At 57.1% G+C, this 14,998-nt stretch carries 11 protein-coding genes, 1 tRNA gene and 1 pseudogene; 7 read left to right on the top strand and 6 right to left on the bottom strand.

All coding sequences use genetic code 11. The annotated features are described in order from the left end of the window. Positions 1 to 130: 130 nt before the first annotated feature. The 4 genes and pseudogenes from ACR0BF_RS19770 to ACR0BF_RS19755 all read right to left on the bottom strand — a co-directional run bounded on the left by ACR0BF_RS19770 (position 131) and on the right by ACR0BF_RS19755 (position 3,714). Positions 131 to 646, bottom strand: coding sequence for a GNAT family N-acetyltransferase (locus tag ACR0BF_RS19770; RefSeq protein ID WP_480473656.1), 516 nt, complete (start codon positions 644 to 646; stop codon positions 131 to 133). Positions 647 to 903: 257 nt separating this feature from the next. Continuing rightward, positions 904 to 1,776 (bottom strand): annotated as a pseudogene (locus ACR0BF_RS19765) (NAD(P)-dependent oxidoreductase); the annotation flags it as partial. Positions 1,777 to 2,021: 245 nt separating this feature from the next. Continuing rightward, positions 2,022 to 2,864 carry an SDR family NAD(P)-dependent oxidoreductase gene (locus ACR0BF_RS19760; protein WP_480625623.1) on the bottom strand — a complete coding sequence of 281 codons (843 nt, stop codon included), beginning with the start codon at positions 2,862 to 2,864 and terminating at the stop codon, positions 2,022 to 2,024. Between the two features lie 37 nt (positions 2,865 to 2,901). Further along, on the bottom strand, positions 2,902 to 3,714 hold the full coding sequence (locus ACR0BF_RS19755) for an SDR family oxidoreductase (protein ID WP_299665481.1): 813 nt from the start codon (positions 3,712 to 3,714) through the stop codon (positions 2,902 to 2,904). A 161-nt stretch (positions 3,715 to 3,875) separates the two neighbouring features. Here ACR0BF_RS19755 and ACR0BF_RS19750 point away from each other — a divergent pair, with 161 nt between their 5' ends. Beyond that, the gene (locus ACR0BF_RS19750) at positions 3,876 to 4,766 is read left to right on the top strand and encodes an AraC family transcriptional regulator (RefSeq protein ID WP_480625622.1); all 891 of its coding nucleotides are present in this window, start codon (positions 3,876 to 3,878) and stop codon (positions 4,764 to 4,766) included. Between the two features lie 362 nt (positions 4,767 to 5,128). Here ACR0BF_RS19750 and ACR0BF_RS19745 read toward each other — a convergent pair whose 3' ends face one another. After that, a complete protein-coding gene (locus ACR0BF_RS19745) occupies positions 5,129 to 6,892 on the bottom strand; it encodes an adenylate/guanylate cyclase domain-containing protein (RefSeq protein ID WP_480625621.1) in 1,764 nt (587 codons plus the stop codon). A 542-nt stretch (positions 6,893 to 7,434) separates the two neighbouring features. On the opposite strand from ACR0BF_RS19745, the gene ACR0BF_RS19740 reads away from it, so the two are divergent. The 6 genes from ACR0BF_RS19740 to ACR0BF_RS19715 all read left to right on the top strand — a co-directional run bounded on the left by ACR0BF_RS19740 (position 7,435) and on the right by ACR0BF_RS19715 (position 14,931). After that, entirely contained in the window at positions 7,435 to 8,181 is a 747-nt protein-coding gene (locus ACR0BF_RS19740; protein WP_480625620.1) for an SDR family NAD(P)-dependent oxidoreductase, read from the top strand. Positions 8,182 to 9,154: 973 nt separating this feature from the next. After that, complete coding sequence (locus ACR0BF_RS19735) at positions 9,155 to 9,988, top strand: hypothetical protein (RefSeq protein ID WP_480555495.1); 834 nt, start codon at positions 9,155 to 9,157, stop codon at positions 9,986 to 9,988. A 180-nt stretch (positions 9,989 to 10,168) separates the two neighbouring features. After that, positions 10,169 to 10,375 carry a helix-turn-helix domain-containing protein gene (locus ACR0BF_RS19730; RefSeq protein ID WP_480442453.1) on the top strand — a complete coding sequence of 69 codons (207 nt, stop codon included), beginning with the start codon at positions 10,169 to 10,171 and terminating at the stop codon, positions 10,373 to 10,375. Between the two features lie 166 nt (positions 10,376 to 10,541). After that, complete coding sequence (locus tag ACR0BF_RS19725; protein WP_480625619.1) at positions 10,542 to 12,239, top strand: tyrosine-type recombinase/integrase; 1,698 nt, start codon at positions 10,542 to 10,544, stop codon at positions 12,237 to 12,239. Continuing rightward, positions 12,239 to 13,282: a hypothetical protein gene (locus ACR0BF_RS19720; protein WP_480625618.1), complete on the top strand. Its 1,044-nt coding sequence runs from the start codon at positions 12,239 to 12,241 to the stop codon at positions 13,280 to 13,282. The genes ACR0BF_RS19725 and ACR0BF_RS19720 overlap by 1 nt, the downstream gene beginning before the upstream one ends. Next, positions 13,279 to 14,931 carry a recombinase family protein gene (locus ACR0BF_RS19715; RefSeq protein ID WP_480625624.1) on the top strand — a complete coding sequence of 551 codons (1,653 nt, stop codon included), beginning with the start codon at positions 13,279 to 13,281 and terminating at the stop codon, positions 14,929 to 14,931. Before ACR0BF_RS19720 ends, ACR0BF_RS19715 begins: the two co-directional genes overlap by 4 nt. Here the strand turns inward: ACR0BF_RS19715 and ACR0BF_RS19710 are convergent. Beyond that, positions 14,888 to 14,964 (bottom strand) — tRNA-Met (locus ACR0BF_RS19710). The two genes, ACR0BF_RS19715 and ACR0BF_RS19710, sit on opposite strands and share 44 nt — an antisense overlap. Positions 14,965 to 14,998: the final 34 nt, after the last annotated feature.

The following is a 14,998-nucleotide window of genomic DNA, read 5'->3' as shown; positions in this document are numbered from 1 at the left end:
CTCAGCATCGCCGAGAAGATCGACATCTGAGGCCTTGGCGGACGGCCGCAGTCGTCCGCCATCTCATACCGGACGTCTCTCATGATTGACCGTAGCGGCCGCTCAGAGCCCGAAGCGGGCAGAGCAGAACTTAATAAAAGTCGAATTGCATATAATCAAAGTAGTCAGTTAGCTCGATGGGATCGGAACACTCCGGGTATCTTTCGATGAATCTAAAGCCGATGCGCTCATAGATGCGGAGCATATCTTGATTGCCTTTTACAGTATTCACCAAAAGGGTGCGCCAACCCATCTCCCGAGCGGCCTCCATCCGTGCATCGACCAAAGCTCGGCCAAGGCGGTTTCCACTTGCTTCCGGTCGAACAAAAAGACGCTTTAGCTCTCCGGCATCTGGTCGGGCCTGTTGCAGCGTGCCACACCCCACAAGGCGGTTTTGTTCACCATATGCCAGAACGAGGCGGCCGGTTGGCGGCAAGAACGTCTGAATATTTGCCAGAACGGATGATGCCATATCTTTTGGTTCTTTTCTCGCAGACCCGCCTGCCAAGGCCAGTTTATGAAAGACGACGGCGTAATACTCGGTCAGAAGTTCTTCGAATGCGGGTTTGTCGTCTACTTCGGTAACCGAAGCTATCCGATATTCCATACCGACCTCTTTTCATGCCCAATAAAGATCGGCAGCTTACTCCGCTGTTCCGCGCCGACATAGTAAAATCATCGAGGGCATCAGCCAACGGCACAGCCTGGAAAGGAATGATGCGTCTAGTGTCGGCGATGCCAGCTTCGTCCGCAAAGCTGACAACCACCGAGACGATTGGCGCCGCCACGCAGCGAACGGCAGCATCGTCCGCGAAGCGGTCACTCATGCAAAGAGCGGCGAACGGCTGCTCGGAGCCCAAACTGTCAATCGACAGTTCCTCCATCGCCCCTCAGAACTTTGAACAATGCCATCACATGTTCTTCGCCGTAGCCGGCTTTGATTGCCTTCTCGAAAAGGCCGCCAACGTGGTTCGGAAAACCGGCATCCATGCCAGCGTCAGTGGCTTGCTGCTTCAACAGTTCCAGCGATGCCTGCCAAACGCTTAACGTGGCCGTTCTTTGTTCGTAAGTGCCATCCCGTATAGTTCCGACATGATGCTGAATGCGCGCATTATCAGGAAACATTGAAATGAATTTCTGCAGTTTAATCCCCTCTGCTTGGCAAATGTTGGAAGCGTGCAGCATTCCCATGAACTCGCCGAAACGGGTCGATAACCATGCTAAGTCAAGCACGGGTACGGTTGCGGTGTCGTCGCCGAGATACTCTATCTTTCCGCCCTGATGGCCTAAGAGGGTTTCTACCGGCTTGTAGATAGAAGAAGGGCCGGAAATCAGGATATTAGCGTCTTTCGTTCCCAAATCTTGGGGGCCACAGTGAATAGCTCCGTACAAAAAGCCAGCGTTTCTTTCAGCTAACCATTTTTGGTCTTCTCTTACCTGTTTTGGCAGACTGGTGCTGAGTTGAATTATTGTTCGACCATCTAGGAGCGGCTCGATCTGGCTGTTCCCAAATAGTGTCAGAACCGAATTGGGATCGTCTACACAGATGATTGAAACCGGGCTCGCAGCCATCGCTTCTGAAATCGTTTGAGCGACGACGACATTCTCAGCTTCCAACGCCTCTGCTTTTTTGATTGTTCGGTTCCAAACGGTTATGGGAACCCCACATCTTTGGTAGGCTTTGGCAAGCGCCAATCCCATCAACCCAAGCCCAAAAATTGTCACTTCGCTCATTTCCCAATCTCCAAAAACAAATGCATGACGAGTACGCTGACACTATGCGCAAACGGCAAGGTGACCAAGGTCGGCTCTGTCCGCGAAGCGGTCACTCATGCAAAGAGCGGCGAACGGCTGCTCGGAGCCCTATTTCGACCAATGCTGCGCTTGGCATAAACGTCCGTTAGGAATTTAGAAGTGGTGTAAGCCTTGTTGTTTGGTCAACTGATTCACTGGCTCTATGCTTGACCGCTCTTTGGGACCGGCTATTCCGAAGCCTCGTGCGCCGCGAAGGCATCCACATAGTCGGGATGCCAGCGCGAAAGAGCCGGGCGATTGTTGATGATATCGCCTACGGCCCATTCAACGCGTTTGCGATCGCGCTCTTCGGACACATAATTGTCGGGGCAAAGAATATAGAAATCCCCGTCCGACATGCGCCTTAGCAGATAGTCAATTGCCTCTTCACTTGTCCAAGCTGAGGCAGGTTTTTCCGGCATGAATTTCTCAATCATACCAGTATAGGTAAATCCCGGCACAAACAGATGGGCGGTGATATCCGCTTCGGCCTGCCGCAAATCATGCGCCAACATTTCAGTCATGACCTTCACGGCAGCTTTGCTGGTATTGTAAGCGGGGTTTCCGGGCGGTGTGGTGATGCCCTGTTTAGACCCGGTGTTGATCACCACAGCCGGACGCGCCACCTTGATCATGCGCGGCAGGAAAGCATGCACGCCATTCATGACGCCAAAAAGGTTGACCTCTAACAGTTTGCGCCAGTTTTCCGCGTTTTCCCAGCTGCCGGACGGCGCCGCGATACCGGCATTGTTCATCAGGACAGCCACCTCGCCGAGCGCAAAGGCTTGATCTGCCAAGGCGTTCACAGCAGTGGCGTCGGTGACATCCGTTGGAACCGCCTGAACAATTGCGGACGCCCCAGCCTGATCGCGCAATTCCGCCTCGGCTCTGTCCAAGGCCTCACCTGCCAGGTCAACCAGCACAACCCCCAGACCGTCCTGAATAAATCGTTGGGCCGCAGCTTTACCGACACCGTTTGCGGCCCCGGTTACAACGGCCAGGCCACCTTTATCAATTGCTTTGCGGTACATGGAGCATCCCTTTTTCTATGAATGACTCAACGGTTCTTCAGGGCGCCATCTTTTGCTTAAGACTACCAATGAACGTCTCGTCATCCTGTTGTTTGCGGGCGTCGAGCAGTTCTTCGGCATCAGGCCCGGCGCGAAAACGCAGGCGGTTTCCGGTCTCGTTGGCCGCATCCCAAATGACCTGCGCGACCGTTTCTGGTTCAGACGGGTTTGCGGCCAGCTTGCCAAACAGGCGCCCCATAGCTTCGGCCATTGGTGCGTAATCCGGCAGGTTCTCATCCATCGCAAAATCAAAGGAGCTGCCGCCAAAGTTGGTCCGGATCATTCCAGGCTGGACAATTCGGACACGAATGCCAAGCGGCTCTAACTCGTAATGCAGCGCCTCAGAAAGCCCTTCCACTGCGAACTTGGTGCCATGATAGAGCGCGCCAAGTGGAAAGGTAATCTGTCCTCCGATGGATGAGATATTTATGACCGTGCCTGACCGGTTCTGACGGAAATGAGGCAGAACGGCTTTGGTCACTTCCATCAACCCGAGCACGTTGGTGTCGAACTGACGCCGGATGCGGTCCATCGAAAAGGCCTCTAACGCACCGTAGGCCCCGTAACCCGCATTGTTCAGCAAAACATCAATCTGCCCAAACCGTTCGATGCCAGCGCCCACGGCCGTTGCAATTGAGCCCGTATCCGTCACATCCAGTTGGGTCAGATGCACGTTGTCCAAAGCCCCAAGATCTGTGTTGCCCGCGGGGTTGCGCATCGTGGCAACGACATTCCAACCGTTCGCCTGGAAATGCCGGGCGGTTGCCGCGCCAATACCGGATGAGGCCCCGGTGATCAGAATGGTTTTCATGATTCTGCTCCGCAAGTTTATAAACACACGATAATCATCAAAAGAGGACACATCTTTCAACTTTCTCCTATTTTCTTGCTCAATCCTCCAGATATTCGTGTTTTCAGTAATAACTCACTTTGCTTTTGTGCCAGCGATGTGGGCAACGACAGGAGGCAGTCATGGAACCCCGTACCCTATTGGACTATGTTCTTGCGCTGCTTGACCACGCAGGCGTCGCGCAGGGTGTCCTGACGCATAAGGAAAGCGGGGCGGTTTTTCTCACCCATCCGGCGACCACCCAACATGAATCAAATGTCTACCGCCCGCTACTTTGCGCGGTGCTGCAAGGTGCCAAAGAGGTCGGGACCAGTACCAGAACGCTCACCGTGCAGGCCGGGCAATCGCTGATCGTCAGCAACGCGCTGCCGGTTGTCTCAAGTATTACCGAGGCAACACCCGAACTCCCCTACGTCGCGCTCGTGTTCCCCCTTGATCTGGATCTCTTGCGCGCCCTGGCCGCGTCACTGCCGCGGTCATCCACCCATCGAGCGACTGATCCATTTTCGATCTGCCTCGCGGAAACCGATGATGACATGAAAAGTGCCCTATTGCGGTATTTTCAACAGTGCAAAACCGAAAAGACGCGTCACATGCTGGCACCGATCACGGCGCGCGAAATCCATGCCCGCCTGCTAATCGGGCAGCATGGCGACACACTTCAAAAACTGGTGTGGCACGAAAACACGGCCAGCCGGATTTTCGCAGCAACGCACGAAATCCGGTCAGATCTGGCTAATCCCCTTGTCGTCGGAGAACTTGCCGGGCGCGTAGGTATGAGCAGTTCGGCCTTTTTTGAGCAGTTCAAGGCCGTCACGGGAACCTCGCCGCTGCAATACCAGAAAGACCTGCGCTTGCTTCATGCCCGAAATGAGCTGCAAACCACCGGCTCAAAGATCTCAGAGATTGCCTATGGGGTCGGATATGAAAGCCCCGCTCAATTCTCCAGAGAATATGCCCGAAAATTCGGACGCTCCCCTAGACAGGACCGCGTTTCCGAAACTGTCCAATAGGGCTGCTGGGATAAAGCTTAAACACAGCAACGCTTTCACGAGCCGAGGCTTTCGACCCAATCAATCTCGGAAATCGGCCATTGGCGCAATTGCAGCAAAAAGGCGCTTTGTCCGCTTGTGAGACATCAAGCTGCCGCGCGGCGAACGACCGCTTCCGATCTGGCCCTTACGGCGATGCTCGAACGACCGCTTTTGTGAAACCAAGCTGCGCTGCAGCGATGGGCTGACCGTCTGATGGTGATCTGGACGATCAGGCTTGCCGCTCGTACATCGGTCCGATTGGTCCCGCATAGCGGACATTTGGCGAAGAACGCTCAAGGTCTGCTGTGCGGACGAAGCTGACAATTGCCTTACTACTCGGCTCATTTGGCTGCTGGGGTATTGGTGCTGACTCCGATTGGGGAGCATACCCCAGATTTCGCGATCCCTTCGACAAGAAGAGAGTTGTGCTCGGGCAGGCGATACAAGGCAAGACGCCCCGACACGATGCTATCCAGAAAAGTCGGCGCGAAAGCAGCTAAAGCATCGGCATGTGGCCGGGCTTCATGCGGTCGGTCGAGGTGGGCTGAAGCAGCGATCATTAACGCCCGCCGAATTGGGGCGCGAGGCGTCATCTGAATGGCACGTTCCCCCCAATGCTGGGCCTCAACAAAATTGCTCTCAGCAAAATATGCCTGAGCGAGTGCAAGATAGGGGTTGCCTACCCAGACATCGGCATCTCGGGGCGATAAGCGTAACGCGAGCTGTGCGTGTTCCTTTGCTTCGTCGAGCCGTCCGACAAGCGATTCGTGCCAAGCCATCAATAGAATGTTCAGGGCGAAATTCGGATTGAGTTCGAAGGAGCGTCGAAAATCAGAGGTCGCCTCGTCGTATGCGCGCCGGAAATGGCGGATTATGCCACGGACCGTCAAAGCCCTTGGGTCGGACCTGTCACTTTGAAAAAGGCGTTCCGCCGCCGCTTCAGCAAGCCCAAGCGTTTCGTCTGGATTGTCGTCGAGTTGATAGAGATAGCGGTTGGCGTAGGCATAGGCTTTGATCCAAATTGCGTGCATGTTGCGCGGGTCGAGGTCGATTGCTTTTTGCGCCAATGCCAAGACTTTCTCGTAGCCCATGTCGTCTGAATATGCGCCTTCCTGAAAGAGTGCTTGGGCCCTGAGGGCCAGATCATAGGAATTGAAGTCGATATCCTGCACTCGGCTTGCGCGTACAAGTTCGGCCTGAGTAATTTGCGGTGCGATTGCGCCGACGACGCTTCGCGTTATCTCGTCCTGAAGTTCGAAGATGTCTTCAAGAATGCGGTCGTAGCGCTCCGCCCAGATGTGGGTACCTGTCCCGCATTCGATCAACTGAGCATTGATGCGTATACGCTTCGACGCTCGGCGGAGACTACCTTCAAGCATGTATCTTACGCCGAGTTCCCGGGCAACGTCCCGGGGCGTCACTGATCGCCCCTTGAAGGAGAACGAAGAGTTTCGGGCGATGACAAACAGTTCCTCGAACCGCGAGAGTTCGACGATAATGTCCTCGCTGACGCCGTCGCAGAAATACTCCTGCTCCGGATCACCGGACATGTTGTCGAATGGCAGCACGGCAATGCCTGGCTTGTCGATGGTCGAGGCCGTTTGCTTCAGCGCCGAACCATCAGGCCAACGCCAAACCCCAACGCGACGCTGAATGTTTTTCAACTGAGCGTTTCCACCGCCGAAGAACAGTGCAGCGGCGGTTCTGTCCAGGCTGTTATGAGCTGTATCCGATAGCAATATTTGCCCGGGCTCGGCCAATGCCTCGAGACGCGCAGCAATGTTGATTCCATCGCCGAAGATGTCTTCCCCGTCGGTAATGACTTCGCCGATGTGAACGCCGATGCGGAGCTGGATGTCTGCCCGCTTTTCGGCTGATTGGATGGAAATCGCGCATGCGGCGGCATTTGAGGCTGACCGGAACTCGACGATCCAGCCGTCCCCCATGCTCTTGATCAGTCGTCCACCATGTTCAGCGAGCGCGGGCATCAAGGTCTCTTCTCGGAAAGTCTTGAGAGCTTTGAGCGTTTGGTCCCGCCTATGGTCCATCAATGCTGAGTATCCGACAACATCCGCCGCCAGAACCGCAGCAAGCCTTTTTTCCATTGCTACCTCCCTGTTATTACGAGGCTAGCCCGGAGCTTGAGAGCTGTCAGCCCAATTTCCCAGTTAGTGCGATTGACGCAAGCGAAATAGAACAAAAGCCATGTCTGCTTTGGGCTCGGAGCAGACGTTCGTCTGAATACCGCGAGCGAGCGCTATGCGGAGAGGCTGTGTGAAAACTCTGACCTTCCAGCGAAATATGCCGACAACCCGCTTTATGTGCGCTCTCTCGCGCTGCTGTGCGAGCTTTTGCACAGGCGCTGAAAACCAGCGGGACGAGAGAGAGAGAGACCACGAGCCCGGGTTTTCACACACCCTCCGGACCAAGCTGACGTCCATTTAGTGGAAGGTTTCAGCAACAGATGGAAACGGTCGTTTCTGCGACGCCTGACCCGCTTCCTAGTTTTTCAACACGTTCGGCGTCTCGGTCGTCATCGTCTCCGTCGACGGGACGGGTTCCGGCTTGATCGGTTGCGCCAGCGGTCGGAGGATGGCAGCATTGAAGAAGTTGGAGAACCCCAGCTCAAGGAAACGGAGTGCGCCGAATGGACATTGCGGGAAAGCCGGCTCTCATTGTCGGCGGCAGCGGTGGTCTGGGCCGCCGATTGGTAGAGCGGCTCGCGGCGGCAGGCGCCGACGTCGCCGTAGGGTGGAGCGGCGGCAAGGGTCGCGCGGCCGAGGCCTGCGACGCGGTCGAGAAGCTCGGACGTCGCGCGGTCGCCGTCCGTATCGATCTGCGCGACCCGGCCTCAGTCGAGGCGGGCGTAGCACAGGCGGCCGAAGCGCTTGGCGGCCTCGCGATCCTGATGAATGCCGCCGGAGCGGCTGGGGGGCCGCCAGCGGGCGATCTCGCCGCCTACGACCCCGAGACTTGGGACCGCATCAGCGACATTAACTTCCGCGGCCCCTTCCTCGCCTCCCGGGCCGCGGCGCCGCACCTGCGGGCCGCGCGGGGCGCCATCGTAAATTTTGGCTCCACCATCGGGCACGGGACCTGGGGCGCTGACCGGGCCTTTCAGCCCACGAAGGCAGCCGTCTCGGGCCTGACTCGGTTTCTCGCGGCCTCGCTGGCGCCGGACGTGCGTGTGAACTGCGTGGCGCCGGGACTGATGGAGAACACGGTGATGAGCAGCGGGGCGCCGGAAAGCTTCGTTTCGACGTGGCGCGAGGCGGCAAAGCTCAAGAAGACCACTTCCATCGACGACGTGGTCGATCAGGCACTAACGTTCTGTCGGGCGGAGTCGGTCACCGGCCAGACGCTGGTCATCGACGGCGGCCTGACCTTCCGATAGACCCCCGCTCACTATTGAATAGCTACGCTGCGACCTCGAGGCGGAGCGGAACAGACAGTCAGTGGTGCTTTTTTTTTGCTGCGATTTTCTGGTCGGCCGCATCAGATTTCGGCTCAGGCTCGGCGATCGCAACTGGCTAATGCCGATTAATGCGGTCGTTTTTGGCCCGCCCAAACGCCGGCTTCGGGCTCGGAGTTGCCGTTCTCTGCGCCGCGCATCAAAGGCTGGTCACAGCCCACAAACATCCCGACTTGCCATCAGACAATACCCGGCCCCCGCTCCTTCCCCCCGTCATGCGGGAGAAGGCCCTTCGCTTTCAGGTTCGTATCCACGCGATGCCTTTTGTCGGTGGCCAGCCGCTTCCCCACAGGCTTCTCACCTGCCCCGCTCTGACCGCGCACGGTCTCGGCGGTCCCCGATCCGTCTGGTGTCGAATGACAACCATCGGCCGGTGGGTTCCGTTGTCGCGTTTCTGCACCGGGCCAGAAGGAGCCGCATCGGTGCGGGTTGGGGTAGTCCCCGAACCATAGTTCACCTTTGGAGGCCGGTTGGTGAACGTACCGTGGTCACCGCTTTTTTTGATCGTTCACCAGGGGAAGCAGCAAGAATAAACCGGGCGCAACGGAGACGGGGAAGACCCATCCCGGCCCGGAACGTCCGATTTTGTGTTCGTGCTAACTAAGTGTATTGATCTGGTTTTTTTACTCGTTGGGTTTCACACGGTCACCCTCTCCACAATTAGTAGCTGGCCCGAAGCGCCGCAGCCCCCAAATAGCGCAGGCGGTTCGGGCCAGCGGTTCGATACTGAATCCGAAGCCAAATTGTTCGCTTTCCGTTCTCATATTTGTATGTAATTTTTGACAAAGTCGACTCGTCTTAATCAGCACGCTTTCTCAGCAAACAGCGTTGACGTTGTGCGCAACCGCTGTTGAACGAGTCGCCTGACCCTGAAGTGTTCCAAACGGAGAATATAATGAGCGCCAATTCGAACAGCGGTCAGAGTGGCAACCATGACGTTGCAGATACCGAGGGTGACTACTCCATTTATCCGCACATGGATGGGATCAAATGCTCGATGTCATGGAAGCTCGGCAGTTATGGCGAACGCGGTGCTCTCTCTGATGACATGATCGAGAGCTTGGCTGAACGGTTTGACCTGCCAACTAAGCTCGTACGCGAGCTCTCTGTGCTTCTTGGGAATTGCCTCAACAACGATGAAGACATCGCAATCAACCTGACCGAGGTCCGGCGCTCGCAAGCGATTGAACGAGGTCAAAAGCACCTCAAGACACTCCTGCGGGAAGCCAAACGGGGCACAATTACTGCACAAGAGCTCCGGAACGCATTGGGCACGCTTTCGACCTATTTCGCGTCGACACCGAATGATGCAGAACTTCTTCCCCAAATGCTCGACAAACTTGAGACTGCGACAACGTTTACTCAGGACATCAACGATGACATTCGACACATCTTCGAGACACCCGGTGCGGCTGCGGAGATGTCGCCGCGTGACAAGCGGTTCTCACGCGACAAACGCCGTCAGTACATCGTCGAGAGCTGCTGCTATATCTGGAAAGATGCCGGTCGCCCCCTGACCTACACGACATACTCAGACGGCCGCCCGGGAGGACAACGGCAAGGGCCACTGATTACCTTCATCCAGTCCGTCGTGAAGATGATCACCGAGCCGGGGCAAATCCTGAGCGGTGAGACGATCCGCGTGGATATTGACGATTTTCGCGACAGGCTTGAGCGCGAAGAGAAAGAGCGTTGGGCCCCGCCGGAAACAAGCAATCAATACACTTAGAATGAGCAAGCCTGCGTTGTCATGGTCATGTCATGACACGCGTTCCTGCCATACCCCCTTCAGACAACCACGCGCACCGGCAGGTTGAGACAGCGATTGACCAGTTGGTCCGATTGTTGGCTGCCCAGACAGTACGGGAACTGGGCCGGAACGCCTCTGACCAAAAGGAGGCGCATCAGGATGCCACAGATCAAAGCAAAGAATAAACAAATCCGCAAACTTCTGTCGGTGAAAGACGTCGCTGAACTGGACAATTGCTCGGAGAAGACGGTGCGCCGTGCGATTGCGGCTGGCCTGCTTGAGGTTATTCGGGTGGGCCCTGGCGGACGCCTCATCCGCATTGATCCGGCAGCTCATGCCGCCTACCGGCAGGCACAGTGCTGGTAGGTAATCGCGACCATTAATGTCTATTAATGTCAATGTGTTAAGCGCATTTCGGGAAGAGGGCATCCCCGTAAGTTGCGAACTTTCTGTGCTACGCTTTTCCCGAATCGGACCCCCTGTCCACACCCGTCCACCCGAGACCTGACATGTCCAAAGGAACGCAAACCCGATGACTAAGCAGAGACCCGTTCCATTGACATTGGCCTTCGTCAAAGCCGACACACCGATGTTTGCCGACCTTATCGAACAGCTGCACTCCGACACCTCTCTTTCTGACGCGCGCCGCCGCGACTTGATCTCCGGCCTGCGCCGTGTGGCCAAAGCCCTTGGGCTGCCGCCAGAGGATGTGCCCTGCGATAGCCGCTGGTTGCAACCTCGTTTGGCCAAAATCGCCCCAGCCACACTCGGTCTCACACCAAAGAGTTGGCAAAACGCGGTCAGTGATGCGCGGGCTGCGCTCTCTCACTTCGGGCTGGTGGAACGGCGCTTCAACCGGATCGAAGATCTGCGTCCTGCCTGGAAAGCGCTCTGGGCGAATGTACTGGCGTCCGGTGACAAGACATTGCAACCCGCGCTCTGCCGCTTCGTGCACTTTCTAAACCGGCAGGGCGTTGAGCCTGCCAACGTATGTTCAGACCATGCCGCGGCCTATCGAGAAGCCCTTGCGCATAATGAGATCAGCAAATCACCGGATGTCGCATATCGGGCTGCGGTCAACGGCTGGAACCTGGCGGTCCGACGTATTTCTGCATGGCCCAAGGCCATCCTGCCTCTGGAAACGCGTCGGAAGGTCATCACCTTTCCAGCGACTGATTTTCCGGCGCCATTCCAAACTGCTCTTGCAAAGCTGATGCATCGTCTGTCCAATCCAGACCCCTTGGCAGATGACGGTCAGAACAGAGCACTCCGATCCGCGACCCTGTCCCAATACCAAAGACAGTTGGTTCGGTTTGCCTCCGAACTCGTTCACTCTGGTATCCCGATCGCGGAGATTGGCGGATTGGACGTCCTGATCAATCCGGTGATGGCTGAACGGGGTTTGCGCCAGATGTTATCGCGCACCAACAACCAGGCCACAAAGATGATCAGTGAGATAGCCGCGTTGCTCCGCAACCTGGCCCGGATACTCAATGCACCCGATGACGCCCGCGATGCATTGGCCGGGCTTGCCGCGCGCCTGGCCGTCAAGCCTCAGAATGGCATGACCCAAAAAAACCGAAGCCGGCTGCGGGTGTTGCAGGAGGACCGGCATCAGCAGCGCCTGCTGCTCCTGCCTGAACGGATTTTCGCGCGACCACGCGGCACGTCCAAGCCGTATGGCTGGGCTCTGGCACGCGAAGATGCGCTCGCCATCGCCATCTTGCTGGTCTGCCCGGTTCGCGTGAAGAACCTGGCTGACATCCACCTGGAACGCCACCTGCACCGTCCCGGTGATGGCCGAGCCTACCTGGTTCTGGAAGACGGCGAGACAAAAAATGAGCGACCTGTCGAGTTCGAGATCCCGCGTGATGTATTGCGCATGATCGACGTTCATCTCAAATCTCGCTGTCCGGAACTCTGCCCCGCTGGAACGCCTTGGCTGTTTCCCCGCAGGGATGGTCAGCATTCGGTTGATCCCGGCGTTCTGGCTGCGCGCATCTCCAAACGGATCCGGAAAGAGACGGGGTTGGAGATGAACGCCCACCTGTTTCGACATTTCGCGGTGATGAACTGGCTCGACGCTAATCCCGGCGGCTACGAGGTTGCGCGCCGGTTGCTCGGGCATTCGGAGGTCAGCCACACCATCAACATGTATTCCGGTCTTGAGGCACGGTCGGCAACACGTGCCTTTGCCGACCTGATAGAATCTAAGAAAGGGCGTCGATGATGAGCCTTGTTCTGCCGCTCGACGAATGGCCCGCGCAAGACCGGGAGATGTGGCTCAACCTTCAGGCGGGAGGTGGACCGCTTGACGATTGCGGCGCGCTCTCACATCTACGCGCGACCTCGTTGAAGACTTTGGAGTTGCGCTATGCCCGATGGCTGCAATGGCTGATTACCAGCGATGCGAAGGCGATCACACTGCCTCCGGCTCGACGCGCGACTCTGCCGCGCATGTCCGCTTGGCTTCGGGACCTCTCACACACCCGGCCAATGACCCGGTTGATGTTCATTGACGGCGTATTGCGTATCCTCTCCGCGGCTGACCCGACACAGGACTGGTCCGCTCAGCGGAAGTTGAAAGCGGGATTGAAGCGCGCCGCGGGTCGAGGTGATCGGGATCGCAAACTTGGGCGTGTGTTGTCCAGCGAGGTTCTATTCAAGGCGGGAATGTCTCTGGCGACGGGTCATGCAGAAGCAGCACCAACACCGCTGCGCCGTATGATGTGCCTGCGGGATGGCACCATGATTGCCATGCTGGCCTTGATGCCGATGCGGCGACGCGCCTTTGCAGGCCTTCGGATTGGCACATCCCTGTATGTCACAGCAGACACCATGACCGTCGCGCTCCCGGAGGATCTGACCAAATCAGGGCAGCCATGGGAGGCTGATGTTCCTAGATGCGTTGAGCCGCTCTTGCGTCGTTATGTCAACGAAGCCCGTCCCTATTTTTTGGAGCGTGGTCAACAGAAGCACGATGTCCTATGGGTCGGCAAAACTGGCTTACCTTTCAAAGAAATCGCGCTAGGCCCCCGAATTGCTGATCAAACGCTTAAGCTGACGGGTCGCCGCATCCCACCGCATTTCTTCCGGGATGCCGCCGCAACGACATTGGCGCGTTCCTCTCCGGAACACGCAAAGCTGATCCGACCAATACTGGCTCATACGAGCTTCGGAACGGCGGAGCATCACTACATTCACGCCCAAACCATTGAAGCAGGCCGCGACTACGCGGCTTTGATCGACCTAAAGAGAAAGGCCAGACGATGACCCGAGTTGCAATCTATGCCCGCTTCTCCAGCCAGATGCAGAGAGACGCATCCATCGATGACCAGATGCGTTTGTGCCGGGAACGTGCAGAGCGGGAAGGCTGGACTGTTGTCGACGCCTATTCTGATCGGGCGGTCTCTGGTGCGTCCATGTTGCGTCCCGGGCTGCAAGCGCTCTTCAATGCAACTCAGGAAGGACGGGTTGATCTGATCTTGGCAGAGGCGCTGGATCGGTTGAGCCGGGACCAGGCAGACATCGCTGCGATTTTCAAACGCCTGAGCTTTGCAGGGGTCGGCATCATGACTCTGACCGAAGGCGAGATCAGTGAGTTGCATGTGGGTCTCAAGGGGACCATGAACCAACTGTTCCTCAAAGATCTGGCCGACAAAACTCGACGTGGTCTGCGCGGACGGGTCGAGCTTGGCCGTTCCGGCGGCGGCAACAGCTACGGTTACGACGTCGTCCGGCGTCTTGGGGCCGACGGCCAACCCGTTACGGGAGAACGAATGATCAATGCAGCAGAAGCTGAGATTGTCCGACGGGTGCTTCAAGAGTTCTCCGAGGGGCATTCTCCCAAAGCCATCGCGCGCCGCCTGAACGCCGAAGGTATTCCCGGTCCCCGTGGCAAGTTATGGCGTGACACGGCCATTCGAGGGCACCGAGTGCGTGGGACGGGCCTTCTCAACAATGAGCTCTACATCGGCCGCCTTGTTTGGAACCGGCTGCGCTACATCAAGGATCCGGAGACCGGCAGACGTGTGTCCCGTCTCAACGATCCCTCCAAATGTATCATCAGGGAAGTCCCTGAGTTGCGGATTGTCGGGGTTGAACTTTGGGAGGCGGTCAAGCAGCGGCAAGGCGAGATCGAATCCGACCCCCGCGTCAAAGCCATTAAGCAAACCCGGTTTTGGGAGAAGCGTCGCAAGAAGCACCTCCTGACAGGTCTTGTATTCTGCGGCACCTGCGGAGGGACACTCGCCACAGTCGGACGCGACTACCTTGCCTGCTCTGCCGCTCGCAAACTCGGTACTTGTTCCCATAAGCAATCCATTCGCCGCAATGTCCTGGAAGACGCCGTTTTGGATTTGCTTCGTCGTCGCCTGATGCAGCCCGACGCAGTGGCCGCTTTTATCAAATCCTTCAGCGAAGCCGCCAACGCAGAAGCAGGTACAGTAGAGGCAGTCCGGACCCGTCTACAATCCGAGCGGGACAAAGCCGTACGCAAATTAAATGGGTTCTATGATGCAATCGCAGAGGGCATTCGTACCCCCGGCCTTCAAACGCGGCTCGAAGAACTCGAAGCGCAGATCGCCGATCTGGATGCCAAGCTCTCCGAACCTAAGCCTTCACCGGTGCGACTGCACCCAAATCTGTCGGAACTTTATCGCTCCAAGGTCGCAGATCTGGCACAGGCGCTATCGGATCCGTCGATCCGCACCGGGGCCTTGGAGATTATCCGGGGCCTGATTGAACGTGTTACGATCAAACATGAACGGGATGGCGTGCAGATCGAACTGGAGGGTGCCCTGGCAGCGATGATTGGGTTGGCCCAGAATGAACAAAGCCGCCCAGGGGCGGCTTGTTCGAGACTCTGTTCGACCGAAGTGGTTGCGGGAGTAGGATTTGAACCTACGACCTTCAGGTTATGAGCCTGACGAGCTACCGGGCTGCTCCATCCCGCGACACTTTAGTGGTCTATTGCCTGTTCGGCTACTT

It is taken from the genome of Ruegeria sp. AG7 (genome assembly GCF_056541545.1).
This window is presented reverse-complemented; position numbering and strand designations above follow the sequence as displayed.